Annotated in this window: 21 protein-coding genes; 14 read left to right on the top strand and 7 right to left on the bottom strand. The window is 71.5% G+C overall.

The genetic code is table 11. From position 1 onward, the window contains the following. Positions 1-104: 104 nt before the first annotated feature. From ABZ855_RS00305 to ABZ855_RS00345, 9 genes are all read left to right on the top strand, one after another. Positions 105-968, top strand: coding sequence for a hypothetical protein (locus ABZ855_RS00305; protein WP_360798466.1), 864 nt, complete (start codon positions 105-107; stop codon positions 966-968). Positions 969-1,189: 221 nt separating this feature from the next. After that, on the top strand, positions 1,190-1,942 hold the full coding sequence (locus ABZ855_RS00310) for a YcnI family protein (RefSeq protein ID WP_360798469.1): 753 nt from the start codon (positions 1,190-1,192) through the stop codon (positions 1,940-1,942). 123 nt (positions 1,943-2,065) lie between these two features. Further along, on the top strand, positions 2,066-2,716 hold the full coding sequence (locus tag ABZ855_RS00315) for an SCO family protein (protein WP_360798472.1): 651 nt from the start codon (positions 2,066-2,068) through the stop codon (positions 2,714-2,716). 23 nt (positions 2,717-2,739) lie between these two features. Beyond that, a complete protein-coding gene (locus tag ABZ855_RS00320) occupies positions 2,740-3,234 on the top strand; it encodes a copper chaperone PCu(A)C (RefSeq protein ID WP_360799251.1) in 495 nt (164 codons plus the stop codon). A 19-nt stretch (positions 3,235-3,253) separates the two neighbouring features. Continuing rightward, positions 3,254-5,221 (top strand): copper resistance protein CopC, encoded by a 1,968-nt coding sequence (locus tag ABZ855_RS00325; RefSeq protein ID WP_360798475.1) that lies wholly within the window; start codon positions 3,254-3,256, stop codon positions 5,219-5,221. 8 nt (positions 5,222-5,229) lie between these two features. Further along, entirely contained in the window at positions 5,230-6,597 is a 1,368-nt protein-coding gene (gene efeB, locus ABZ855_RS00330; protein WP_360798478.1) for an iron uptake transporter deferrochelatase/peroxidase subunit, read from the top strand. A 937-nt stretch (positions 6,598-7,534) separates the two neighbouring features. After that, positions 7,535-8,467: a prephenate dehydratase gene (gene pheA, locus ABZ855_RS00335; protein WP_360798481.1), complete on the top strand. Its 933-nt coding sequence runs from the start codon at positions 7,535-7,537 to the stop codon at positions 8,465-8,467. Positions 8,468-9,014: 547 nt separating this feature from the next. Continuing rightward, positions 9,015-10,304, top strand: coding sequence for a serine--tRNA ligase (gene serS / locus ABZ855_RS00340; RefSeq protein ID WP_360798484.1), 1,290 nt, complete (start codon positions 9,015-9,017; stop codon positions 10,302-10,304). Next, entirely contained in the window at positions 10,301-11,113 is an 813-nt protein-coding gene (locus ABZ855_RS00345) for an HAD family hydrolase (protein WP_360798487.1), read from the top strand. Before serS ends, ABZ855_RS00345 begins: the two co-directional genes overlap by 4 nt. Before the next feature lie 1,521 nt (positions 11,114-12,634). Here the strand turns inward: ABZ855_RS00345 and ABZ855_RS00350 are convergent. The 5 genes from ABZ855_RS00350 to ABZ855_RS00370 all read right to left on the bottom strand — a co-directional run bounded on the left by ABZ855_RS00350 (position 12,635) and on the right by ABZ855_RS00370 (position 16,473). Next, positions 12,635-12,844 (bottom strand): hypothetical protein, encoded by a 210-nt coding sequence (locus tag ABZ855_RS00350; protein ID WP_360798490.1) that lies wholly within the window; start codon positions 12,842-12,844, stop codon positions 12,635-12,637. Between the two features lie 94 nt (positions 12,845-12,938). Continuing rightward, positions 12,939-13,658 (bottom strand): ABC transporter permease, encoded by a 720-nt coding sequence (locus ABZ855_RS00355; protein ID WP_360798493.1) that lies wholly within the window; start codon positions 13,656-13,658, stop codon positions 12,939-12,941. 10 nt (positions 13,659-13,668) lie between these two features. Further along, positions 13,669-14,580, bottom strand: coding sequence for an ABC transporter ATP-binding protein (locus ABZ855_RS00360; protein ID WP_319206274.1), 912 nt, complete (start codon positions 14,578-14,580; stop codon positions 13,669-13,671). Further along, the gene (locus ABZ855_RS00365; RefSeq protein ID WP_360798498.1) at positions 14,577-15,482 is read right to left on the bottom strand and encodes an ABC transporter permease; all 906 of its coding nucleotides are present in this window, start codon (positions 15,480-15,482) and stop codon (positions 14,577-14,579) included. Before ABZ855_RS00365 ends, ABZ855_RS00360 begins: the two co-directional genes overlap by 4 nt. Beyond that, positions 15,472-16,473 (bottom strand): ABC transporter ATP-binding protein, encoded by a 1,002-nt coding sequence (locus ABZ855_RS00370; protein WP_360799254.1) that lies wholly within the window; start codon positions 16,471-16,473, stop codon positions 15,472-15,474. Before ABZ855_RS00370 ends, ABZ855_RS00365 begins: the two co-directional genes overlap by 11 nt. Positions 16,474-16,707: 234 nt before the next feature. Here ABZ855_RS00370 and ABZ855_RS00375 point away from each other — a divergent pair, with 234 nt between their 5' ends. From ABZ855_RS00375 to ABZ855_RS00395, 5 genes are all read left to right on the top strand, one after another. Next, a complete protein-coding gene (locus ABZ855_RS00375; RefSeq protein WP_360798501.1) occupies positions 16,708-17,586 on the top strand; it encodes a M24 family metallopeptidase in 879 nt (292 codons plus the stop codon). Beyond that, on the top strand, positions 17,583-19,337 hold the full coding sequence (locus ABZ855_RS00380; protein ID WP_360798504.1) for an SDR family oxidoreductase: 1,755 nt from the start codon (positions 17,583-17,585) through the stop codon (positions 19,335-19,337). The genes ABZ855_RS00375 and ABZ855_RS00380 overlap by 4 nt, the downstream gene beginning before the upstream one ends. Positions 19,338-19,512: 175 nt before the next feature. Next, positions 19,513-20,061, top strand: coding sequence for an RNA 2'-phosphotransferase (locus ABZ855_RS00385; RefSeq protein WP_360798506.1), 549 nt, complete (start codon positions 19,513-19,515; stop codon positions 20,059-20,061). Between the two features lie 55 nt (positions 20,062-20,116). Further along, positions 20,117-21,028 carry an LLM class flavin-dependent oxidoreductase gene (locus ABZ855_RS00390; RefSeq protein ID WP_360798509.1) on the top strand — a complete coding sequence of 304 codons (912 nt, stop codon included), beginning with the start codon at positions 20,117-20,119 and terminating at the stop codon, positions 21,026-21,028. A 78-nt stretch (positions 21,029-21,106) separates the two neighbouring features. Next, a complete protein-coding gene (locus tag ABZ855_RS00395; protein ID WP_360798512.1) occupies positions 21,107-21,976 on the top strand; it encodes a Cof-type HAD-IIB family hydrolase in 870 nt (289 codons plus the stop codon). 35 nt (positions 21,977-22,011) lie between these two features. Here the strand turns inward: ABZ855_RS00395 and ABZ855_RS00400 are convergent, their stop codons facing one another. Together ABZ855_RS00400 and ABZ855_RS00405 are read right to left on the bottom strand one after the other, a co-directional pair. Continuing rightward, positions 22,012-23,079: a M23 family metallopeptidase gene (locus ABZ855_RS00400; RefSeq protein ID WP_360798515.1), complete on the bottom strand. Its 1,068-nt coding sequence runs from the start codon at positions 23,077-23,079 to the stop codon at positions 22,012-22,014. A gap of 102 nt (positions 23,080-23,181) precedes the next feature. Beyond that, complete coding sequence (locus tag ABZ855_RS00405; protein ID WP_360798519.1) at positions 23,182-24,696, bottom strand: GAF domain-containing protein; 1,515 nt, start codon at positions 24,694-24,696, stop codon at positions 23,182-23,184. Between the last annotated feature and the right edge of the window lie 40 nt (positions 24,697-24,736).

The raw sequence follows: 24,736 nt of genomic DNA on the forward strand, positions 1-24,736 counted from the left end.
TTTTACATCTTTTTACCCCTTCTTATATGGCGGTACCCGGCCGCACGTCACCTTGTGGACCTGCCGTATGGGTGCGGTGGGGCCAGTGCGATGATGAGCCCGCCATGACTGCCCGCCGCAGGCGCACAGCGCCCCCCGGAAGCGCCATCCGGATGCTGAGGGCCGCGGTGTTCGCCGCGGTCTGTGTCGTGCTGGCCGGAGCAGGTCATACGTTCGCCTCCTGCGCATCCGTTCCGCTGTGGACCCTGGGCGCCGGTTTCCTCGGGGTCCTCGTGTGCGCGGCACCGCTCGCCGGGCGGACCCGCTCGCTGCCGGGCATCGTCGCTCTGCTGGCCGTCGGCCAGACAGTCCTGCACACCCTGTTCGGACTCGGGCAGCACGCCATGTCGTCCACTGGGGCCACCACGGCCGCCACCACGGACACCGCCCTGGTCGCCCGCGCCGCCCGTCTGCTGTGCGGGGTGCCGCTCGCGACGATCAGTCCGGCCCAGGCCCAGCGGATCCTCGCCGACGCGCGGATCGGTGCGGGCGGTACCGGGACGGCCGGTCCGGGGACGGCCGGTTCGGGGACCAGCGCGGGCATGGACATGGCGTCCATGAACCACCCGGCGGACGCCCTCGCCTCCCCCGGATCGTTCACCACCCTGCTGCCGACGCTGCCCATGCTGCTCGGGCACGTCCTCGCGGCCGTCGCCACCGGCTGGCTGCTGCGCCGGGGAGACCTCGCCCTGCTGCGCCTGATGCGGCTGTCCGCACACGGCGTGGCCGAGGGGGCGCTCGTACGGTCCCTGCGCGGGGCGCTCGCGCTGGCGCGCGCACTCCGTACGGGCCTTCCGGGTACGCCCGGCACGGCGCCGCCCGCCCCGCGCGCGTGGACCCTTGTCCCCCTCGGGCCGACCGACACCCAGCTGCAGCACACGGTGATCCGGCGCGGGCCGCCGACCGCCCCGCTCGTACTCGCCGCCTGACACGACGCGACCGCTCGCCGTCGGAGCCCAGGGTCTTCACATCCCGGGGTCCGAGGGTCGGAGAGAGGCCGCCGTCGTGCGGCACGCGCACGCGTGTGCACCGTTTCGCACCCGCGTCCCTCTTCCTTTCCGACCAGTCGCACTCTCCGACCTGCCGCGCTGTCCGAAACGTCGGACTCTTCGGCCCGTCAGACCTCACCCGAAGTGGAGCGCCTTCCGACATGAAGGTTTCCCGTATCGCCGCCACCGCCGCCGTCGCCGGTGCCACCGTCCTCGCCCTGTCCGGCCCCGCCTTCGCGCACGTCACCGTGTCGGCCGAGGGCACCGCCGCCAAGGGCGGCTACGCGACCGTCAACTTCAAGGTGCCGAACGAGCGCGACAACGCCTCGACCACCAAGCTCGAAGTCAGCTTCCCGACCGACCACCCGCTCGCCTCGGTGATGCCGCAGCCCATCGACGGCTGGACCGTCAAGGTCACCAAGTCCAAGCTGGCCAAGCCCCTCGAGCTGCACGGCGAGAAGATCTCCGAGGCCGTCTCCAAGGTCACCTGGACCGCCACCGGCAAGGGCGTCGAGCCCGGCTACTTCCAGAAGTTCCCCCTCTCCATGGGCCAGCTGCCCGAGGACACCGACGAACTCGTCTTCAAGGCGCTGCAGACGTACTCCAACAAGGAGGTCGTCCGCTGGATCGAGGTCGAGAAGGACGGCGCCGAGGAGCCCGACAACCCCGCTCCGGTGCTCGCGCTGTCCGCCGCCACCGGGAGCCACCACGGCGCCTCCTCGACCGCTGAGGAGTCCGCCGCGGCCTCCGCGGCGCCCGCCGAGCAGGCCGCCGCGAAGACCACGACCACCGCCGCCGAGCCCGCAGACAGCAGCGACACCACCGCGCGGGTGCTGGGTGTCGTCGGCATCGTCGTCGGTGTCGCGGGTGTCGCGTTCGGCGTGCTGGCCGGCCGCCGCCGCACCACCGTCTGACCTCCGCTCACCTCCGGTGCGCGCCGGGGGCGTGCGGTTGTGCCGTACGCCCCCGGTTGTCCCGTACACCCCCTCGGGTGTTCGCCGGACCTCCCACGAACCACACCTCCGGGAAACCTCCTTATGCGCAAGAAGCTGTTCGCCGCGTCCGCCCTGCTCGTCGCGGCCACCCTGACCCTCTCCGCCTGCGGCAGCGGCGACGACTCCAAGTCCGTCGCCGATGTGTCCGTCGAGGCCGGCTCGGACAAGGCGGCCACGATCCTCGACCAGCCGTTCGAGAAGCCCGACCTGGTGCTCACCGACACCCACGGCAAGCCGTACGACTTCCGCGCGGAGACCAAGGGCCGGCCCACACTCATTTACTTCGGCTACACCAACTGCCCAGACGTCTGCCCGCTGACGATGAGCAACATCGCCGTCGCCAAGAAGCAGCTCCCCCCGGCCGAGCAGGACAAGCTCCGCATCGTGTTCGTCACCACCGACCCGAAGCGGGACACCCCGGCAGCGCTGGGCAAGTGGCTCAAGGGGATCGACCCCCAGGTGATCGGTCTGACCGGCGACTTCGCCACCATCCAGGCCGGCGCCCGCACCCTGGGCATCTCCATCGAGCCGACGTCGAAGGACAAGAACGGCAAGACGATCTCGATGCACGGCACCCAGGTCATCGCGTTCTCCCCGAAGACCGACGGCGGCTATGTCCTGTACGGCGAGGACGCCACCGTCGACGACTACACCAAGGACCTCCCCAAGATCATCAAGGGGCAGAACCCGTGAGGTCTGTGAGGTCTGTGAAGTCCATGAGGTCCGGCGGGTCCGCGAGGTCCGTGAGGCGTCTCTCCGTCGCGACGGCGGCCGCGCTCGCCGGGGCGCTCGCCCTCTCCGGGTGCGGGAGTTCGGACTCCGGGGACTCCTCGGACACGGCCGGCCTGGCCGTCGGCGCCGCCTACATGCCCCAGCCCGTCTCCGACTCCATGGCGGCCGGATTCCTCGTCATCACCAACAAGGGCGCCGCCGGTGACGTGCTCACCCGCGTCACCAGCGAGGTCGCGGGCGACGTCACCATGCACAAGACCGTCGGGCAGACCATGGAGGAGGCCCAGCGCCTCGACATCCCGGCCCACGGCGAACTCGTCCTCCAGAGCGGCGGAGACCATCTGATGTTCGAGCAGCTCAAGCGCAAGCCGCGCGAGGGCGAGGAGGTCTCCGTGCGGCTGCACTTTGCCAAAACCTCGCCGATCACCATCGAGATGCCGGTGAAGTCGGCGACGTACAACCCGAAGACCGGACACTGAGACCGAGGGAGGGATCACCGTGACACAGACCATCGCACCCCGCGTACGGCCCCTGGTGCTGCTGTTCCTCGCGGTCGCCGCCGCGCTGCTCGCCGGGCTGGCCGGCGCCGCGCCGGTCTCCGCACACGCCGCGCTCACCGGCAGCGCCCCGCAGCAGGGTGTGGTGGTCGACAAGGCCCCGACCCAGGTGACGCTGACCTTCTCCGAGAAGGTCGCGTTCTCCGACGGGGCGTTCCGCGTGCTCGACCCCAAGGGCAAGCGCGTCGACACCGGCAAGGCGACCGAGCTGGGCGGCACGACGTACGGCGTCCCGCTCCACGCCGGGCTGCCCGACGGCACGTACACCGTCGCCTACCAGGTCGTCTCGGCGGACAGCCACCCCGTCGCCGGCGCCTTCACCTTCTCCGTCGGCGCCCCCTCCGTCACCTCCGTCTCGGTCTCCGACCAGACGGCCGGCGGCGGAGTCGTCGGCGCCCTCTACGGCTTCGGCCGGTACGTCTCGTACGCCGGCTTCATCGTCATGGTCGGCGGCGCCGCCTTCGTCCTCGCCTGCTGGCCGCGCGGCTCCGGCGTACGCGCGGTGCAGCGGCTCGTCGTCTCCGGGTGGCTCGCGATGACCGCGGCCACACTCGCGCTGCTGCTGATGCGCGGCTCGTACACCGGCTCCGGCAAAGTCGGCGACATCTTCGACCTGGGGCTCCTCGGGGACGTCCTCCAGACCAAGACGGGCGCCGCCCTCGTCTCCCGGCTGCTGCTCCTCGCGGCCGGCGCGCTGTTCATCGCGGTCCTCTTCGGCGCGTACGCCCGGCCCGTGACGGACGACAGCGAGGACGGGGAGGAGCAGGACGAGAGTTCCGCGCGCCGGGATCTCACCTTCGGGCTCGGCATCGGCGGCGGTGTCGTGGCGATCGGCCTCGCCGCCACCTGGGCGCTGGCCGAACACGCCTCGACCGGCCTCCAGCCCAACATCGCGATGCCCGTCGACGTCCTGCACCTGGTGGCCGTCGCCATCTGGCTCGGCGGCCTCACGGCACTTCTGGTCGCGCTGTTCCGAGCACCCGCGGACACCCCGATCGAGGGTTCGGCCGTACGCCGCTTCTCACGCGTCGCCTTCGGCAGTGTGCTGGCGCTGGTCGCGACCGGCATCTACCAGTCGTGGCGCCAGCTCGGCTCCTGGTCGGCGTTCACCGACACCTGGTACGGACAGCTGCTGCTCATCAAGATCGGTCTGGTCGTCGTCCTCGTCGGCATCGCCTACATCTCGCGCCGCTGGACCTCACAGCTGCCGGAGACCGCCGCGACCGAGGCGGCACAGCCCGCGGAGGACGAGACGGCCGACCCCGAGAAGGAGACGGTCGCCGCAGGGGCAGCGGGCGGCTCGGACGCCAAGCGCGCCGCCCAGCTCGCCCGGCAGCAGGCGGCCGTCGACACCGCTCGGCTCAAGCGGCTGCGCAACGCCGACCCACTGCGTTCGGGGCTGCGCCGCTCGGTGCTCGCCGAGGCGGGCGTCGCCGTCGTCCTGCTCGCCGTGACGACCGTACTGACGTCCACCGAACCGGGCCGGACGGAACAGGAGGCCAAGGCCGCCGCCTCGGCATCCTCCTCGTCGTCGTCCTCTTCTTCCTCCTCGGACACGGACGGGACGGGTGCGCTGACCCTGGACATGCCCTTCGACACCGGCGGCCAGGACGGCAAGGGCCTCGTACGGCTCGACATCAACCCCGCGCGCGTCGGCGGCAACGTCATGCATGTGTATGTGGAGCGGCCCAACGGCAGGGCCTTCGACGTCCCCGAGGTGAAGGTCGCCTTCACCCTCACCGCCAAGAGCATCGGGCCGCTGCCCGTGAACCCGGACCGCATCGCCACCGGCCACTGGACGGCGAACGAGGTCCAGATCCCCATGGCCGGCGACTGGAAGATCGCCGTGACCGTGCGGACCTCCGACATCGACCAAGTGACCGTCGACAAGAACGCGCAGATCGGCTGAACCGCACCATGGCTGACCAGTCCTCCAACCAGTCCACCAGGGAAAGCAGCAAGAAAGGCACTAAGGAAGGCGACGGGGTGAGTGCCGTGGGAACCCTCCTGGAGAACGCCGAAGGAGACGGCGCAGGGCACGGCGAGCAGGGCATCTCGCGGCGGCGGCTGCTCGGTACCGCCGGTGCCACCGGGCTCGTGCTCGGTGCGGCGGGCGGGGCCACCGGCTATGCGGTCGGCTCCGCCGACGCCGACTCCTCCGGCTCCCCCGGCCAGTCCCCGGCGCTCGCTTCGGTGGGCGCGGACATGGCGAAGTTTCACGTGAAACATCAGGTCGGCATCACCGACGCCGTCCAGGCCCGCGGCCACCTCGTCGCCTTCGATCTGGCGGCGGGCGCGGGCCGCAAGGAAGCCGCCGCGCTGCTGCGCCGCTGGTCCGACACTGCCCAGCGGCTCATGGCGGGCGAGGCCGCCGCGCACGACGACACAGATATCGCCCGGGACGCGGGCCCGTCGTCCCTGACGGTCACCTTCGGCTTCGGATACGGCTTCTTCGCCCGCACCGGGCTGGAGAAGCAACGCCCGGTGGCGCTCGACCCGCTCCCCGACTTCTCCTCCGACCACCTCGACAAGGCCCGCAGCAACGGCGATCTGTGGGTCCAGATCGGCGCGAACGACGCCCTGGTGGCCTTCCACGCCTTGCGCGCGATCCAGAAGGACGCGGGCAGCGCGGCCCGCGTCCGCTGGCAGATGAACGGCTTCAACCGGTCGCCGGGCGCCACCGCGCAACCGATGACCGCCCGGAACCTGATGGGCCAGATCGACGGCACCCGCAATCCGAAGCCGTCCGAGCCCGACTTCGACAAGCGCATCTTCGTGCCCGCGTCCGGCGAACCGTCCTGGATGGCCAACGGCTCCTACGCCGTCGTACGCCGGATCCGCATGCTCCTCGACGACTGGGAGAAACTGTCGCTCAAGCAGCAGGAGGACGTCATCGGGCGGCGGAAGGCGAACGGGGCGCCGCTCAGCGGGGGGACAGAGACGACCCCGATGGACCTGGAGAAGGTCGACGCCAACGGCGATCTGGTGGTCCCCATCAACGCCCACGCCCGGATCACCCGCCCCGACGAGAACGGGGGCGCGGCCATCCTGCGGCGCCCCTTCTCCTTCCACGACGGGATCGGGGCGGACGGGGCCCCCGACGCGGGGCTCCTTTTCGTCTGCTGGCAGGCCGACCCACTGCGCGGCTTCGTCCCCGTGCAACGCAAGCTCGACCGGGGGGACGCACTGTCGACGTTCATCAGGCACGAGTCGAGCGGGTTGTTCGCGGTGCCGGGCGGGGCGGCGGAGGGGGAGTACGTGGGGCAGCGGCTGCTGGAGGGGTGAGGTTGGGGGGCGGGCTGGGCCCCCTCCCCGCACCTCGGGGGCAGCGGGCCCGGACCCCGGTCACCCGCCGCGACAGCCGCACGGACCCCGGTCGCCCGTGGGGCAGCGCCTGCTGGAGAGGCGACACCGGGGTGGCCGACTGGGCCCCGGCACCTCCGGGGCAGCGGGGCCGGGCCCCGGTCGCCCGTGGGCAGCGGCTGCTGGAGGGGGCGACACCCGAAGGGGGCGGGCTGGGCCCCTTTCGGCGCCTCCGGGCAGCAGCCCGGACTCCGCTCACCCACCAGGGCAGCGTCTACTGGAAGGGGCGACACCCGGGTGGCCGACTGTGCCCCGTCACCTCCGGAGCCGCAGGCCCGGACCGGTCACCCGCCGGCGCAGCCGCTCTGGCCCCGGGTCGCCGGCGGGCAGCTGCCCCGGACCGGTCACCCGCCGGGGCAGCCGCACGGACCCCCGGTCGGCTGCCGGGCAGCGCGTGCTGGAGAGGGCGACAGCAGGGTGGCCAGCTAGGCCCCGTCACCCCCAGGCAGCAGACCCGGACCCCGGTCACCCACCGGGGCAACGCCTGCAGGAGGTGGCGACACCAGGGTGGCCAGCTAGGCCCCCGGCACCTCTGGGGCAGCGGGCCCGGTGCCGGTCACTCGCCGAGGCAGCGGCGGCTGCTGGAGAGGGGTGACACCGGGGTGGCCGGCTGGGCTCCGGCATCTCCGGGCAGTAGGCCAGGGCCGGTCACCTGCCGGGACAGCCGCACGGACCCCGGGCGCCCGCCGGGCAGCGGCCCGGGGTCGGTCGCCCGCCGCGGCAGCCGCACGGACCCCGGTTGACCGCCGGGCAGCGGCCCGGGGTCGGGCGGCCGTCGGGGCAGCGGCTCGGAGCCCGGCCGGGTGGCAGCCCCTTGGACGCGTGCGTCGGGTTCGGTAAGGGCCATTAGGGTGAGAGCATGCCAGCCAGCTACGCGTATCTCGGCCCCGAGGGCACCTTCACCGAGGTTGCCCTGCGCACGCTTCCGGAGACGGCCACCCGAGAGCTGATCCCGATGGTGTCGGTGCCGGCCACGCTCGACGCGGTCCGCAGCGGGGAGGTCGAGGCCGCGTTCGTGCCGATCGAGAACTCCGTCGAGGGCGGTATCACCACCACGCTCGACGAGCTGGTGGCGGGCTCCCCGCTGATGATCTACCGCGAGGTGCTGCTGTCGATCACCTTCGCGCTGCTGGTCAGACCCGGCACCAAGCTGTCCGAGATCAAGACCGTCACCGCCCACCCCGCCGCGCAGTCGCAGACCCGCAACTGGATGAAGATCAACCTCCCGGACGTGACCTGGGAGTCGTCGGCCTCGAACGCGGACGGGGCCCGGCTGGTGCAGGAGGGCCGCTACGACGCCGCCTTCGCGGGCGAGTTCGCCGCCGCCCGGTACGGATTGGAAGCCCTGGAGACCGGCATCCACGACGCCGAGAACGCGCAGACCCGGTTCGTCCTGGTCGGCAGGCCCGCCCGGCCCGCCGCGCCGACCGGCGCGGACAAGACGTCCGTCGTCATCTGGCAGCGCGACGACCACCCCGGTGGACTGCGTGATCTGCTGGGCGAGTTCGCCGTCCGGGGCGTCAACCTGATGTTGCTCCAGTCCCGGCCGACCGGTCAGGGCATCGGCAACTACTGCTTCGCCATTGACGCCGAGGGCCACATCTCGGACCGGAAGGTCGCCGAGGCGCTGATGGGGCTGAGGCGGATCTGTCTCAAGGTGCGGTACCTGGGTTCGTACCCGCGTGCGGACATCGGCGTGGAGGATGTCCGCGCCCCGCTGCCGGGGACGTCGGACGAGGAGTTCGTGACGGCCGCCGACTGGGTGGCGCGCTGCCAGGACGGCCGCTTCTAGCCGGTCTACGGCCGCCCGAGCCAGTCCTACCAGCCGATTTCCGTTATCCACAGAAGTTATCCACAGGCTGGCTTCTCGACCTGGGGACAAGTCGACAACAGAACACCACTCTGTCGACAAGTCGCCCTACAGGCCGCCACCCCATCCACAGCCCGGCATCCCACCCTTCGTCCACCCGTTTCCCTGGCGTAACTCCCCGGGGTTACGCATTTCCACCCGAAAGTGGGCGTGAGGGTGGTTTGCTTCGGGAATTGGTCATCTCGAGGACATCTTTCGAAACGATCACTTCCGTAATCCACAGATCTTTCGCACAGCCTGTGGATAACTCACCCCGGGTGTGGATTACTGAGGACGGCCCCACCCTCAAGTCCCCTCCGCCACAAGGGATTCGGGTCAACCGGGAACCACCACCCGCCCCCTTTCAGGGAATCCCGGCCCACCCCTTGACGACCCCCGAATAGGTCGACATTTCGGGCAAATGGCAACACGGGGTGCGCGGGGAAATACCGAGTCGTGAGCGCCGACCCCGCACCGGTAGCCTTGGAGGGTGATTGACCTTCGCCTGCTCCGTGAGGACCCCGACCGTGTGCGCGCTTCGCAGCGTGCCCGTGGAGAGGACGTCGCGCTCGTCGACGCTCTCCTGTCCGCCGACGAGCGGCGCAGGGCGTCCGGCGTCCGCTTCGACGAGCTGCGTTCCGAGCAGAAGGCGCTCGGCAAGCTGATCCCCAGGGCCTCGGGCGACGAGAAGGCCGAACTGCTGGCCAAGGCCGGGCAGCTCGCCTCCGACGTCAAGGCGGCCGACGCCGAGCAGCACGAGGCCGACGAGGAGGCCAAGAAGCTCCTCCTCCAGCTGGGCAACCTGGTCCACCCGGACGTCCCGGTCGGCGGCGAGGAGGACTTCGTCGTCCTGGAGACGCACGGCACGATCCGCGACTTCGGCGCCGAGGGCTTCGAACCCAAGGACCACCTGGAGCTGGGCGAGGCACTGGGCGCCATCGACGTCGAGCGGGGCGCCAAGGTGTCCGGCTCGCGCTTCTACTACCTCACCGGCGTCGGCGCGCTCCTCGAACTCGCCCTCGTCAACGCGGCGATCGCGCAGGCCACGGAGGCCGGCTTCACGCCGATGCTGACCCCGGCGCTGGTCCGCCCGCGCGCGATGGAGGGCACCGGCTTCCTCGGCCAGGCCGCGGAGAACGTGTACCACCTGGAGAAGGACGACTACTACCTGGTCGGCACCTCCGAGGTCCCCCTCGCCGCGTACCACATGGACGAGATCCTCGACGCCGACAAGCTTCCGCTGCGGTACGCCGGCTTCTCGCCGTGCTTCCGCCGCGAGGCCGGTACGTACGGCAAGGACACGCGAGGCATCTTCCGCGTGCACCAGTTCGACAAGGTCGAGATGTTCTCGTACGTCGACCCGGCGGACGCGGAGAACGAGCACCAGCGTCTCCTGGACTGGGAGAAGCAGTGGCTGACCGGCCTCGAACTGCCCTTCCAGGTCATCGACGTGGCCTCGGGCGACCTGGGCGCGTCCGCCTCGCGCAAGTTCGACTGCGAGGCGTGGATCCCGACCCAGGGCAAGTACCGCGAGCTGACCTCGGCCTCCAACTGCGACGGTTTCCAGGCCCGGCGCCTGTCCGTGCGGATGCGCGACACCAGCGAAGGCAAGAACAGGGTGCAGCCGCTGGCGACGCTCAACGGCACGCTGTGCGCCGTACCGCGCACGATCGTGGCGATCCTGGAGAACCACCAGCTGGCCGACGGTTCGGTGCGTGTACCCGAGGTGCTGCGCCCGTACCTGGGCGGCAGGGAGCTGCTGGAGCCGGTCTCCAAGTGACCGACGCCGCTGGGCCCTTCCCCTACCGGCTCGTCGCGACCGACCTCGACGGAACGCTTCTGCGCTCCGACGACTCGGTCTCGGCGCGCACCCGTGAGGCACTCGCCGCGGCCACCTCGGCGGGCGCCGCGCACATCGTCGTCACCGGCCGAGGGGTGCGCTGGACCCGGCACATCCTGGACGAACTGGGCTACGAGGGCCTCGCGGTCTGCGGCCAGGGCGCACAGGTGTACGACGCCGGGGCGCATCGGCTGCTGACGTCGATCACCCTGGACCGGCAGCTGGCCTCGCTGGCGCTGGCGAAGATCGAGGCGGAGGTCGGGCCACTGTTCCTGGCGGCGAGCCGGGCGGGCCTCGACGGCGAGGTGGTGGTGGGGCCGGGCTACGCGGGCGTGGGCTCGCTGCCCTTCGTACCGCTGACGGACCCGTCGGACCTCTGGACCGAGCCGCTGGGCAAGATCTACGTCCAGCATCCGACCCTGTCCAGCGACGAGCTCACCGAGGTCGCCGCGCGGACGGCGGGTGGTTTCGTCACGGTCACCATGGCCGGCGAGGGGATAGTGGAACTCCTCCCCCTGGGCCTGTCCAAGGCGAGGGGCCTGTCCCTGGCGGCCCGCCGACTGGGCCTGAAGCCCGCGGACACGATCGCCTTCGGCGACATGCCCAACGACATCCCGATGTTCACCTGGTCGGCACACGGCGTGGCAATGGCCAACGCCCACACCGAACTGCGCGCGATGGCGGACGAGGTGACGTCATCAAACGACGAGGACGGCATCGCGACGGTGCTGGAACGGCTTTTGCCATAGCCCGCCGCCCGCCACGACCGGGCCGCGGAACCGGGGCGGGGCCACGAGCTCCCGGCGAGCGCCGAGTACCGGAGGCGGGGGTGACGGCGGTTGGCAGGGGCCGTAAACCGGGGACCGGAGGCTGAGCGCCGGGCGCTGGGCGCTGGAGGCCGGGGGCCGGCCCCCGGAGGCCTCCGGGGGCCGGGCTGGAGGCCGGGGGCCCGGGCGCTGGAGGCCGTGGCCTGGAGGCCGGAGGCCGAGCGCCAGGGGCCGGGGCCTGGAGGCCGGAGGCCGAGCATCGGAGGCTGAGCACCAGGGGCCGGGGCCTGGAGGCCGGAGGCCGAGCATCGGAGGCTGAGCACCAGGGGCCGGGGACCGAAGGCGGAGCGCCAGAGCCGGGGAGCGCAGGCCGAGCGCCGGGCGCCGGAGTCCGTTGGGCGGTGGCCGAGTACCGAGCGCCCGAGCGCCGAGGACCGGCGGCTGAACGCCAGGGACCGAGGACCGCAGGCCGGAGGCTGAGCACCGGGGCCGGAGGCTGGCGGCCCAGCGCCAGGGGCCCGGGACCGAAGGCCGAGCGCCAGGCGCCGTTGGGCGAGGGCCGAACACCGAGGGGCCGGAGGCTGGCGCCGGGGACCGCCGGCCGAGCACCAGGGGCCCGGGACCGAAGGCCGAGTGCCGGGGGCCGTTGGTCGAGGGCCAGGTGCCGGGGGCCGTCGGTCGAGGGCCAGGGGCCGGGCGCCGGGGACCGGCGGCTGAGCGCCAGGGGTCGGGGACCGAAGGCCGAGCGCCAGAGGTCGGAGCTGAGCACCAGGGGCCGGAGGCTGGCGGCCTAGCACCGGGGCGCCGGAGGCCGTTGGCCGAGGGCCGGAGGCTGGTGCCGGGGGCCGGCGGCCGAGCGCCAGGGACCGGGGACCGAAGGCCGAGCACCGGGGCGCCGGAGGCCGTTGGCCGAGTGCCGAGCGCCGGCGACCGGCGGCTGAGCGCCAGGGACCGGGAACTGCAGGCCGGAGACTGAGCACCGGGGGCCGGGAGCCGTTGGCCGAGGGCTGGCGGGCAAGGCCGGAGGTCGAGCACCGGGGGCCGTTGGCCGTCGCATCGGCGGCGGGACCGGAGCTGGAGGCCTGGGCCGGTGGCTGCGGTCCTGAGCCGGAGGTCGAATCGGGAGTTGGTGGCCGGAAGTCGGACGTGAGTCGGCGGAGAGCGATGGTGTGAGTCGGCGGAGAGAGATGGTGTGAGCCGGTGGGTGGGGGGCCTGGGAGGGCGGCCCGCGCGAAGTGGATCGCGCGCTCGAAGTGGCCGCCCCGGGCAGCTCCCCCTGCTGAGCGGGCCCGCCGGAGGTAGTGACGCTCCGAGCCCGCCGCGGGCTGCCCTGAAGGAAGCCGCGCCGACCGCCGTGCATCGGCGTCGCGCGGCTCCGCTCCCAGAACCCGACCCCAGAACACCGGACAGATCCGGCGTACTGGACACAACTACTGTGCCCGTAGGGCGAGTCGGGCGCCACCGAATAAAACTGGTGACCGACGCTCAAGGTCGGCCAGGGCCTTACTTCCTGCGCCACCAGCGGCGACGCGACTTGCTGAAGAACCAGCCTGCCGGGGGCTCGTCGGACCGCCAGGGCTGCGGCTCCGGCGCCTCCTCGCGCCACCGCGCCGCGAGCATCCGGGCGCGGGCGGACGGTTCGGCGGTTTCGGCGGAACGTATGAAGCCCTCGTCGAGGACCAACTCGTCCCAGGTGTCCCTGTCCCCTGCCATCCCCGTTCCTCCTCGCCCCGCGTCCCCGTGTGTCCAGTCTGCCCGGACGTGCGTGAAGTCCCCGTCAAGAGAGCGTGCCGGGCCCGAGCCCGGCCTACTCCTCACCGGTCGGCGTCAGCGTGCGCAGCTTCTGGCCGGCGTACCAGGTGGCGAGGGCCGTGACCCCGATGAGCAGGACCGTCGCCGTGGTCAGGCCGACGTCCGAGGTGACCAGATCGCCGCCGGTGACCTTGTGACCGACGGCCAGCGCCCACTGCTGGACGCTCAGCGTGCGCGCCCCGGGCACCAGGGAGCCGAACAGGGCCTCCCAGACCAGGGCGTAGACGAGCCCGAAGACCACCGCGTGCCGCGACACCGTGCCGAGCAGCAGGAAGAGCGCGGCGTAGGCGATGGAGGCGACCAGCGCGGCGACCGTGTAGGCGACGGCGACCTGCTGGCCGTTGCCGTTGAGGATCAGCCCGGCGACGAACGTCGGCACCGCCGAGAACGCCATGGTGACGCCGATCGCGACGATCAGCTTGGTGTAGATGATCTTGGGCCGCTTGAGCGGCTTGGAGAGCAGGTACACCACGGAACCGTCGTCGATCTCCGGCCCGATCGCGCCGGTGCCCGCGATGACGCCGATGATCGGCACCATCGTGGCGAGCGCGAGTCCGCCCAGTACGTCCGCCGCCGTCTGGTCGTCGGCGCCGACAAGGGCCCGTACCGCGACGGCGATCACGATGAGCAGCAGGGGCAGCGCGCCGAGGATGAGGGCCCGGCGGCGGCCGAGCAGAGCCCGGTAGGTGAGCCGGGCGACTGTGGGGTCGTACATTTTCGGCCTCCTACGCGGCGACGAGATACGAGAACACGGATTCGAGGGACTCGTCGGACGGCGAGACCGTGAGCAGCCGGATGCCGTGGTCCTTGGCAACGCGGGGCAGCAGCGCGGTGAAGCGGCCGAAGTCGACGGCCTGGATGCGCAGCGCGCCCTCCGCGAGGTCCACCTCGATGCCGGAGGTCGACGGGTCCGCGATCAGCGCGGCGGCGAGTGCTCGGTCGTCGCTGGAGCGTACGAGGTAGCGGTGCGGACGGTCGGTCATCAGACGGCGGATGCGGCGGAAGTCGCCGCTGGCCGCGTGCCGTCCGGCGACGACGACCTCGATATGGGCGGCCAGTTGTTCGACCTCTTCAAGGATGTGCGAGGAGAACAGCACCGTGCGGCCCTCGGCGCCCATCCTGCGCAGCAGGTCCATGAGCTGCATGCGCTGGCGCGGGTCCATGCCGTTGAAGGGTTCGTCGAGCAGGAGGAGCGAAGGGTCGTGCACAAGGGCGCTCGCCATCTTCACGCGCTGGCGCATGCCCTTGGAGTACGTCGAGATCTTGCGGTCCTGCGCGTACTCCATCTCGACCGTGGCGAGCGCCCGCCCGGCCGCCTTGGCGCCCAGTCCGTGCAGCTCGGCGTTGGCGACGACGAACTCACGGCCGGTCAGGAAGTCGTACATCGCCTCGCGCTCGGGGACGATGCCGATGTGCTTGTAGATCTGCTCGTTGCGCCACACGGGCTGTCCGTCGAGGGTGACGGTGCCGGTGGAGGGGGCCAGGAAGCCGCCCATCATGTTGATGAGGGTGGACTTTCCGGCGCCGTTGGGGCCGAGGAGGCCGGTGACGCCGGGGCCGATCGTCATCGTGATGTCGTTGACCGCCACCACGTTGCCGAACCAGCGCGAGACGTGGTCGATGTTGAGCGTGGTCACAGTCCGACCTTTCGGTAGCGGCGCATCAGAAGGCCGTAGCTGCCGGCGATGAGCCCCAGGACGGCGAGGAGGAAGACGACACCTTCGCCGGTGCCGGGGCCCGTCCCGCCGGGGTAGGCGGACGTCGCGCCCAGGAAGGCCGTCTGCACCCCGTCGATGAGCGTGATGGGCGAGAACAGGCCGATCCAGGGGACGGCACTGGTGCTGCCCTGCGCGTCGGCGATGGCCTGGAGCGTGGACACCGCCCCGTAGGAGATGGTCAGTACGGCGATGACGGCCGCGATGCCGAAACCGCGGCGCGGGGTGACCGCCGAGATGACGAGGCCGATACCGGCGAACAGCAGCGAGAGCAGTGCCACGGAGACGAGCCCCTGAAGGAATCCCGCCGTCTGGTCGGCGAAGTCGAGTTTGGCCAGCAGGGCGCCGGCATAGAGCACGACCAGCGGCACCGCAGTGATGAGGAACAGGGCCGAGGCCAGCGCCGCGAACTTCGCCCGTACGTAGTCAGCCGTCTCGATCGGGCGCGAGAAGTACAGCGGTACGGTCTTGAAGCGCAGGTCGCGGGAGACGGCCTGGGGGGCCTGCGAGGCGACGTACAGGCCGATGACCGCCTGCATGATGACCGCGTAGTTCGTGTACTCGACGGGCAGCTTGGTGGCCTTGGTGGCGACCGCGACGGCCACCATGATGGCCGCCGGGGCGCACATCACCGCGAAGAGCACCATCGGCAGCACCTTGGACTTCACCGAGCGGCCGAGACCGTAGGCGCCGCGCAGGGACTGCGAGTAGAGCGAACGGCGGGCGTACGCGCGGCCCAGACGCGGGCCGTCGTACGAGCGGTAGCCGATGTTGTGGATGCGGGACTGGGCGCCCGCCTGTGCCGGGGTCTGCTCAACCGCCATGGCCGACCGCCTCCTTTCCCGCGCTGTCCTGTGCGGTGCTCCGTGGTGTGACGCTCTGCTGTTCGTCGCTGTCGGTGAAGACCTCGGAGATGTGGTGCCTGCGCTGTTCCATGCGCACCAGGCCGAGGCCGAGGTCGGCGACCGTGTCCCGGACGAGGTCGTAGGTGTCCTCGCCCTGGGCGGTGAGCAGGAGGATGTGTCCGGCGCCGGGCAGGCCGCTGCCGTCGTGGGTGGCCACCCCGCGCGCGTGGAGCGCGTCGCGCACCGCGGCGGTGCCGTCCGGATGGTCGTCGGTGTCGGTCACCTCGATGGCGAGGATGGCCGTGGACTGCGTGAAGTCCGTGGTGGAGCTGGACCGCAGCAGCTTGCCGCCGTCGACGACCACCACGTGGTCGCAGGTGCGCTCCAGCTCGCCGAGCAGGTGCGAGGTGACCAGCACCGAGATACCGAAGTCGGTGTGGATACGGCGGATCAGGCCGAGCATCTCGTCGCGGCCGACCGGGTCCAGGCCGTTGGTCGGCTCGTCGAGGAACACCAGCTGCGGGTCGTGGACCAGGGCCTGGGCGAGCTTGACGCGCTGCTTCATGCCGGTCGAGTAGCCGCCGATGGGGCGGTAGCGCTCCTCGTAGAGGCCGACATGGCGCAGGGTGTCCGCGGTGCGCTCGCGGGCGGCGGCCGGCGGGAGCCCGGACATGCGCGCCATGTGCACGACGAACTCGGTGGCCGAGACGTCGGGCGGCAGGCAGTCGTGCTCGGGCATGTAGCCGACGCGCTCGCGGATGGCGCCGCCCTCGGTGGCGACGTCGAGGCCGAGCACGCTGGCGCGGCCCTCCGTGGCGGGAGACAGACCCAGCAGGATCTTGATCAGGGTGGATTTGCCGGCGCCGTTGGCTCCGACGAGTCCGGTCACACCGGGTCCGATGTCCATGGAGAGCCGGTCGAGCGCGGTCACCCGGGGGAACCGCTTGCTCAGGCTTTCGGTCGCGATCACAGTCACGTCCTCGACGTTAGTGGCGCACACCACACCGGTCGTCAACCCGGAGAGCTGTCTCGGCATCCACCTTCAGTCGTACGGGCCCGTAGGGGTCCCCCTCAGGTCGAACAACCGGCGAGGGTTATCCACAGACAGGCGTTCGACTGTTGACGCACGCTCTAACAAGTGCCAGATTCGCGAGATCAAGTTACGGACACGTAGCGCGGTCGATGGGGACGGTGGACGGCGGCAATGGCGAGGGCGGAGGCAGGCGGACCCACCGGCGGGCCGACGGGGGAACGGGTCCGCGGGTCGGCCGGGGAACTGGCCGGGTTCCGGCGGGTGCAACGGCTGGCGTACGAGTGTGCGGAGGCCGTGGCGGCGCGGCTCGAGCCGGGGATCACCGAGCGCGATGCGGCCCGGATGCAGCGGGAGTGGCTGCGCCAGCGGGGTGTGCGCGACTGGTTCCATCTGCCCTTCGCCTGGTTCGGCGACCGTACGGCGTTCGTGAACTTCCGCCTCCCGTTCCAGTTCTTCCCGACCGGCCGCCGGCTGGAGCCCGGGATGCCGTTCATCCTGGACCTGGCCCCGATCCACCGGGGTTTCGCGGCGGACATCGGCTACTCCGGCTCGCTGGGCGCCAACCCGGTGCAGGAGCGGCTGATGGCCGACCTCGAGGCGCACCGCGAGCTGATCCTGCGCGAGGTGCGCGAGCGGCGCCCGCTGCGCGAGATCTACGAGGACGTGGACCGTCTCATGGTCCGCCAGGGCTATGCCAACCGGCATCGCGCGTATCCCTTCGGGGTGATCGCGCACAAGGTCGACCGGGTGCGTGAACGGGTCTGGTCGCCGCGGCTGTTCGGGTTCGGTACGCAGTCCCTGAAGGGTCTGGCGGGCGACGCGCTGCGCGGCCACCGCGAGGGCTGGTCGCCGCTGTGGTCGCCGTACCGCTTCTCCGACCACCCGCCGCAGCCGGGCCTGTGGGCGGTCGAACCGCATCTCGGATTCCGGGGAACGGGGGCGAAGTTCGAGGAGATCCTGGTCGTCACGGACTCCGCGGACCCGTTGGAGAGCGCGTTCTGGCTGGACGACGATCTGCCGCACGTGCGGCGCTGGACGGAGGCGAAGTGACGGTCGACGGTGCGCGTGAGCGCCGGGTACGGACGGGCGGGATCGAGCTGTGCGTCGCCGAGCTGGGGAACCCGGCGGACCCCACGGTGATCCTCGTGCACGGTTATCCGGACAGCATGGAGGTGTGGTCGGAGGTCTCCGCGCGCCTCGCCGACCGCTTCCACGTCGTGCTGTACGACGTGCGCGGCCACGGCCGTTCGACCGCGCCGCGCCCCCTGCGCGGCGGCTTCACCCTGGAGAAGCTGACCGACGACTTCCTGGCGGTCGCCGACGCGGTCAGCCCGGACCGGCCGGTGCATCTGGTCGGGCACGACTGGGGATCGGTGCAGGCCTGGGAGTTCGCAACCGTCGAACGGGCCAAGGGCCGGATCGCGTCGTTCACCTCGATGTCCGGGCCGTCCCTCGACCACATGGGCCACTGGACGAAGGGGCACCTGAAACGGCCCACCCCGCGTGCGGTCGCCCAACTCCTGGGCCAGGGACGCAGGTCGTGGTACGTGTACGCGCTGCACACGCCCATGCTGCCCGAACTCGCCTGGCGCGGCCCGCTGGGCAGACGCTGGCCGAAGATGCTGGCTCGCCTCGAAGAGGTCTCGGGCGAGGGTTATCCGACCGCTTCGCTGTCCTCGGACGCGGCCAACGGCGCCTGGCTGTACCGGGACAACGTCCGCTCCCGGCTGCGCAGACCACGCGCGGACGCCTACGCGCACGCGCCCGTGCAGCTCATCACGCCCCTGGGGGACGTGTTTCTCTCCGAGCGGCTGTACGACGGACTGGAGCGGTGGGCGCCCCGGTTGGTGCGCCGCACGATCGACGCCAAGCACTGGCTGCCGCGCACGCGGCCGGACCAGGTGGCCGCCTGGATCGGGGAGTTCGTGACCGCCAACGAGGCCGGACGGCTCCCGGCGACACCAACGGGCAAGTACGCGGAGCGTTTCGGCGGCCGGCTCGTCCTGGTCACGGGGGCGGGCAGTGGCATCGGACGGGCCACGGCCTTCGCGTTCGCCGAGGCGGGCGCCCGCGTGGTGGCAGTCGACCGGGATGCGGAAAGCGCCGCCCGCACGGCCGAGTTGGCCCGTCTGCTCGGCGCTCCGGAGGTGTGGGCGGAGCAGGTCGACGTCTCGGACGAACAGGCGATGGAGAAGCTCGCCGAGAAGGTCGCCACCGAGTACGGCGTCGTGGACGTGCTGGTGAACAACGCGGGGATCGGGCTCTCCGGGTCCTTCTTCGACACCACTGTTGAGGACTGGAAGAAGGTCCTGGACGTCAACTTGTGGGGTGTGATCCACGGTTGCCGGCTCTTCGGGAAGCAGATGGCCGAGCGCGGACAGGGCGGGCACATCGTGAACATCGCGTCGGCCGCCGCCTATCTGCCGTCCAAGGCGCTGCCCGCGTACAGCACTTCGAAGGCCGCTGTGCTGATGCTCAGCGAGTGCCTGCGTGCCGAGCTCGCGGACCAGGGCATCGGTGTCTCGGCGATCTGCCCGGGGTTCATCAACACGAACATCACAACGACCGCGCGTTTCGCGGGAGTCGACGCGGAGGAGCAGTCCCGTCGGCAGAAGCGGACGGCGCGGCTGTACGGGCTGCGCAACTACCCTCCGGAGAAGGTCGCTTCGGCCATCCTGCGCGCGGTGGTACGCAACGAGGCGGTCACGCCGGTGACGCCGGAGGCAAGGGGCGGGCGTCTCATGTCCCGTTTCACGCCGGGGACGTTGAGGGCGGTCGCCCGCCTGGACCCGCCTCTGTGAACCGGCAGCGCCAAGAAGGGGCAAACAGGCGCAAGTTGATCAAAGGGTGCGAAGCATCGGCCCGTTGTCCACAGTTTCTTCAATTCCCCTGTGGATAACTCGACTTGGCTGTGGATCAAACCTTCCTGACAAAATTCAGGTGCGTGATCGCCGTCTCGCCGCTCACCCTTGCACGATGGACGAAAGACTTACCGTAAAGGTGTCGAAGTACCTGTCGAAGCATCTGCGGCACCAGCCGGAACGGATCGGGCTCACGCTCGACGAGGCCGGCTGGGTCGAGATCGACACACTGATCGCGGCCGCCACGGCGCACAATTTCCGCTTCACCCGGGAGGAACTGGACCACGTGGTCGCCTCCAACGACAAGAAGCGCTTCGCGATCGACAGCAACCGGATCCGCGCCAGCCAGGGCCACAGCGTCGACGTCGACCTCGGGCTGCCTCCGGCGACCCCGCCGGCGTACCTCTACCACGGGACTGTGGACCGCTTCCTGGACGCGATCCGCGCCGAGGGCCTGCGGCCCATGAACCGGCACGCCGTGCACCTCTCGCCCGACCGCGAGACCGCGACCCGGGTCGGCGCCCGTCGAGGCAGGCCGGTCGTGCTCTCGGTGGACGCGGCCGCGATGCACCGCGACCGCCACCTCTTCCACGTCAGCGAGAACGGCGTGTGGCTCACGGAGAGCGTGCCGTCGCGCTATCTGCGGTTCCCCGGGCCGCACTGACGACGCCGGGGTCCATGTTTCACGTGAAACATGGACCGCCCCTAGGCTCTGCAGCATGAGTCTGCACCTGAGCACCGTGATCCTGCCGTACCGCCGCTGGCACGAGGGCGGCCGTTCGACCTGGCAGCGCGCGGAGGAGCTCGGGTTCCACACCGCGTTCACCTACGACCACCTGTCCTGGCGCACCTTCCGGGACGGCCCGTGGTTCGGTGCCGTCCCCACCCTCACGGCCGCCGCCGCTGTCACCGACCGACTGCGTCTGGGCACCCTGGTGACCTCGCCCAACTTCCGGCACCCGGTGACGCTGGCCAAGGAGCTGATCACCCTCGACGACGTGTCGAACGGGCGGATCACCCTGGGCGTCGGCGCGGGCGGCAACGGCTTCGACGCCACCGCGCTGGGCCAGGAACCGTGGACACCCCGGGAGCGCGCCGACCGGTTCGGAGAGTTCGTCACGCTCCTCGACAGGCTGCTGACCGAGGACGGCAAGGACGGCGTCTCCTACCAGGGCGACTTCTACTCTGCGCACGAGGTACGCAACATCCCAGGCTGCGTGCAGCGCCCCCGGCTGCCCTTCGCGGTGGCCGCCACCGGGCCGCGCGGGCTGAAGCTCGCCGCCCGGCACGGGCAGGCGTGGGTGACCACCGGCGACCCGCGGCTGTTCGAGAACGGTACGCCCGAGCAGTCGGTCCAGGCCCTGCGCGGACAGGCCGAGAAGCTGGCCGACGCCTGCGCTGCGATCGGCCGGGACGTCCGGGAGCTCGACCGGATCCTGCTCACCGGGTTCACCCCGGACCGGGGGCGCCCGCTGGAGTCCGTGGACGCGTTCGTCGACTTCGCGGGGCGGCATCAGGAGCTGGGGTTCACCGAGATCGTGATCCACTGGCCCATCCCCGACTCCGACTTCGCGGCCGACGAGCGGGTCTTCGAGCGCATCGCCACGGAGGCGCCGGCGCAGCTGCGCTGACCCGGGACCGGCCAGGGCGGCCACTCACCTGTGCGGGCTCCCGCACGGCCGTGCACGCGCGTACGGGAGAATGGCCGGGTGACCTCAGCGACCCGAGAGCCCGAGACCCCCGCCGCCGCCCTTCCCGTCCGGCTGATCGCCACCGACCTCGACGGCACGCTGCTGCGCGACGACAAGTCGGTGTCCCCGCGCACGGTCGCCGCGCTGGCCGCCGCCGAGGCCGCGGGCGTCGAGGTCTTCTTCGTCACGGGCCGCCCGGCCCGCTGGATGGACGTCGTGAGCGAGCACGTCCACGGTCACGGTCTGGCGATCTGCGGCAACGGCGCCGCCGTGGTCGACCTGCACGGCGGCCCCGGCGCCCACCGCTTCGTGAAGGTGCGGGAGCTGGCCAGGGAGAACGCGCTGGACGCCGTACGGCTACTGCGCGACGCCGCGCCGGGGACCGTGTACGCCGTGGAGCAGACGTACGGCTTCCACCAGGAGCCGGAGTATCCGAAGCTGCACATGGAGGTGCCGGACAACCTTGCGCCCGCCGAGAAGCTGCTGGCCCCGGGCGGGCCGAGCGACGGTGAGCCCGTGCTCAAGATCCTCGCCTACCACCGCACGATCGACCCCGACGCGTTCCTCGCCACCGCCCGGATCGCGATCGGCGACCGCGCCACCGTCACCCGCTCCAGCCCGAGCGCGCTGCTGGAGATCAGCGGCCCCGGTGTCTCCAAGGCGAGCACACTGGCCCTGTCCTGTGCCGAGCGGGGCATCTCCGCCGAGGAGGTCGTCGCCTTCGGGGACATGCCGAACGACATCGAGATGCTCACCTGGGCAGGCCGGTCCTACGCCATGGGCAACGCGCATCCCGCCGTCCTCGCGGCGGCCTCGGGCCGGACGGCGCCCAACAACGAGGACGGCGTGGCCGTGGTGATCGAGCAACTGCTCGCGGAACGGCTCTGAGGACACCGCCGTACGGGGGAACGGCGGGCCGGCTCCTACAACTGCACCCCGCGTGCCGTCAGCCATGCCGCCGGGTCCACTCCCGACCCGAGCTCCGGTGTGACGCGTACCTCGAAGTGCAGATGCGGGCCCGTCGAGTTGCCGGTCGTGCCGGTCTGCCCGATCCACTGCCCCGGGGTCACCCGCTGCCCCTGGTCGACGGTGACGGCGGCGAGGTGCGCGTACTGCGTGTAGTAGCCCCCGGGGTGCTCGATCACGATCTCGATGCCGAAGGCACCCCCGCACGACACCGACACCACGGTGCCGGCGCCGACCGCCCGCACGGGGGTGCCGATCGGCACCGCGAAGTCCTGCCCGGTGTGCCCGTTCGCCCAACGGTCGCCGCCGCTGCCGAAACTCGCGGACAGTTCGTACGTCTCCACGGGAGTGACGTACTCCGGCATGGTCCCCGAGTCCGGCTGGTCGAGCCGGACGGCGCCCCGGCAGGAACCCGCCGCGACCGAGGCTTCGGCCCGGCCCTGGAGCGTCCAGCGGGCCTCTTCGAGCTTGGCCTCGATCGTCCGCTTCAGCTCGGCGATCTCACTGTTGCGCCGCTCCAGCTTCTGCCACTGCGCAGCCGCCTTCGCCTCGTCGGCGGCGAGCCGGGCCTCCGCACGCCGGCTCTTGTCGATCGCGTTGTTGACGGCCAGGTCCGCCTGCCAGACGGCACGCTGACCGCGCATCAGCTCCTCGGGATTGTCCGCGAGCAGCATCTGCGCGGTCAGCGGCAGTCCGCCGCCGCTGCGGTACTGGCCGCGGGCGATCCGGCCCAGATCCTCGTGCAGGACGGCGATGTCCCGCCGTTCGCGGGCGAGGAGCTCTTCGTAGCGCCGGGCCCTGGCGCCCTCCACCTCGGACTCGCGCCGTCCGGCCTCGTACTGCTGCGTCACCACGGCGGCATCGGCGTACAGCCTGGTGACCTCGGCGCTGAGGCCCGAGTCCGTTCCCCTGTCCGGTCCGGGGTCCCCGTCCTCGGCCAGGGCCGCCGTGGGCCGGGCGACCAGCAGCGCGAGCGCGCACAGCAGCGCCGGAACGAGCAGCGGATGACGGCGATGTGAGCCCATGTCAGCGATCGTGTACCGCAAACCGGACCCAGTGCCTGTTCAAGTCGTACGCCTGGGGGACCCGTTGCCACGAACGGCGCAGCAACGGGATGTGCGGCAGGCTCAGTACGGCGCCTGCCACACCACCGTCGTACCGCCGCCGTCGGGCCCGCTGCCGGGTCCGTGCCCGCTGTGGCCGCCCAGCGACTCGGCGCGGCGCTTCAGGTTTCTGAGGCCGCTGCGCCGACCGCCCTCGGGGATGCCCACACCGTCGTCGGCGACGGTCAGCCGTACGCCCGGCCGGCCGTCCGGCAGGGTCGCGTTCGCGTCGACGACGACATCGATCCGGGACGCGCCGGCGTGGCGGAAGGCGTTGGACAGCCCCTCGCGAAGGGCGGCGACGAGATTTTTGCCGGTCGGGTCGCCGACGGCGGTGTCGACCGGGCCGACCACCTGGAGCGTGGGCTCGAATCCGAGCGCCACGGCGGCCATGTGGATCTCCCGCTCCACCCGCGCGGACAGCTCGGACGGGACTTCGCCGGGGTCGTCCTGGAGCGCGAAGATCGCGGTGCGGATCTCCTGGATGGTGATGTCGAGTTCGTCGACGGCCCTGCCGACACCGCTCCGCACCTCGGGGGCCACCGACCCGCGCTGGGCGCTTTCCAGCATCATCCCGGTGGCGAACAGCCGTTGGATGACGAGATCGTGCAGGTCACGGGCGATCCGGTCGCGGTCCTCGTACACGGCGAGCCGTTCCCGGTCGCGCTGTGCCTCGGCCATCATCAGCGCGAGCGCGGCCTGCGCGGCAAACTGGACGGCGAGCGCGCGCTCCGTCTCCGTGAACGCGCGCTCTCCCCGCGCGCGGGGCATGACGAGGCTGCCGACCACGCGGCCGTCGCTCTGGAGGGGGAGCAGCATGGTGGGGCCGTAGTCGCCGGTGAGGCCGGCGTGTGGTGCGATCCGGGGGTCGGTGGCCGCGTCCGCGACGAACACCGGCTCGCCGTCGAGGAGTTCGGCGACCACCTCGCTGTCCGGCGGGACGATCGCGCCGAGCGCGTCGAAGGGTGGTTCCGCGTCCACGGCGACGATCTCCAGGCCTCCCTCGTCGGCGGGCAGCAGCACCATCCCGGCCGCGGCCCCGGCGAGCCGGCGAGCCTGTTCGGCGACGATCCGGAGGGAGTCGCCGATGTCGCCGCCCGAGAGGAGCGCGGTGGTCACGGCCACGGACCCGTCGATCCAGCGCTCGCGCTGCCGGGCGGCCTCGTACAGGCGGGCGTTGCCGATGGCGATGCCCGCCTCGGTGGCCAGCACGCGGATCAGGGTCAGGTCGTGCTCGGTGAACGGACCGCCGCCGTGTCTTTCCCCCAGGTACAGGTTCCCCAGGACCTCCCCGTGCACCCGGATCGGCTCGACCCACCGCACGGTCTCCTCGTCGTCACCGTGGTGCACGAAGTCGGCGAAGCCGGTGCCGTCCTCGGCGAGGACCCCGATGGCCACGCGTCGGGCGTCCACCAGGGCGGTGGCCGTCGCACAGATCCGCTCCAGCGTGGCATGCGGCCCGAGCCCGCTCCCGACGGCCCGCATGGCTTCCAGCAACTGCGGCACGCACGGCTCGGGACGAGACGGTTGGTCGGGCATCCCACGAGCCTAGTTAGTGCTCTTTGTCCCCGAAAGTCGA

The sequence above is a fragment of the Streptomyces sp. NPDC047042 genome, assembly GCF_040644035.1.
GTDB lineage: Bacteria > Actinomycetota > Actinomycetes > Streptomycetales > Streptomycetaceae > Streptomyces.

Coding starts and splice junctions, on each gene's coding strand:
- ABZ855_RS00305 (WP_360798466.1), top strand. CDS start 105: ATGACTGCCCGCCGCAGGCGCACAGCGCCCCCCGGAAGCGCCATCCGG.
- ABZ855_RS00405 (WP_360798519.1), bottom strand. CDS start 24,696: ATGCCCGACCAACCGTCTCGTCCCGAGCCGTGCGTGCCGCAGTTGCTG.
- ABZ855_RS00375 (WP_360798501.1), top strand. CDS start 16,708: ATGGCGAGGGCGGAGGCAGGCGGACCCACCGGCGGGCCGACGGGGGAA.
- ABZ855_RS00320 (WP_360799251.1), top strand. CDS start 2,740: ATGAGGTCCGGCGGGTCCGCGAGGTCCGTGAGGCGTCTCTCCGTCGCG.
- ABZ855_RS00310 (WP_360798469.1), top strand. CDS start 1,190: ATGAAGGTTTCCCGTATCGCCGCCACCGCCGCCGTCGCCGGTGCCACC.
- ABZ855_RS00390 (WP_360798509.1), top strand. CDS start 20,117: ATGAGTCTGCACCTGAGCACCGTGATCCTGCCGTACCGCCGCTGGCAC.
- ABZ855_RS00315 (WP_360798472.1), top strand. CDS start 2,066: ATGCGCAAGAAGCTGTTCGCCGCGTCCGCCCTGCTCGTCGCGGCCACC.
- ABZ855_RS00400 (WP_360798515.1), bottom strand. CDS start 23,079: ATGGGCTCACATCGCCGTCATCCGCTGCTCGTTCCGGCGCTGCTGTGC.
- ABZ855_RS00355 (WP_360798493.1), bottom strand. CDS start 13,658: ATGTACGACCCCACAGTCGCCCGGCTCACCTACCGGGCTCTGCTCGGC.
- efeB (WP_360798478.1), top strand. CDS start 5,230: ATGGCTGACCAGTCCTCCAACCAGTCCACCAGGGAAAGCAGCAAGAAA.
- ABZ855_RS00365 (WP_360798498.1), bottom strand. CDS start 15,482: ATGGCGGTTGAGCAGACCCCGGCACAGGCGGGCGCCCAGTCCCGCATC.
- ABZ855_RS00350 (WP_360798490.1), bottom strand. CDS start 12,844: ATGGCAGGGGACAGGGACACCTGGGACGAGTTGGTCCTCGACGAGGGC.
- pheA (WP_360798481.1), top strand. CDS start 7,535: ATGCCAGCCAGCTACGCGTATCTCGGCCCCGAGGGCACCTTCACCGAG.
- ABZ855_RS00385 (WP_360798506.1), top strand. CDS start 19,513: ATGGACGAAAGACTTACCGTAAAGGTGTCGAAGTACCTGTCGAAGCAT.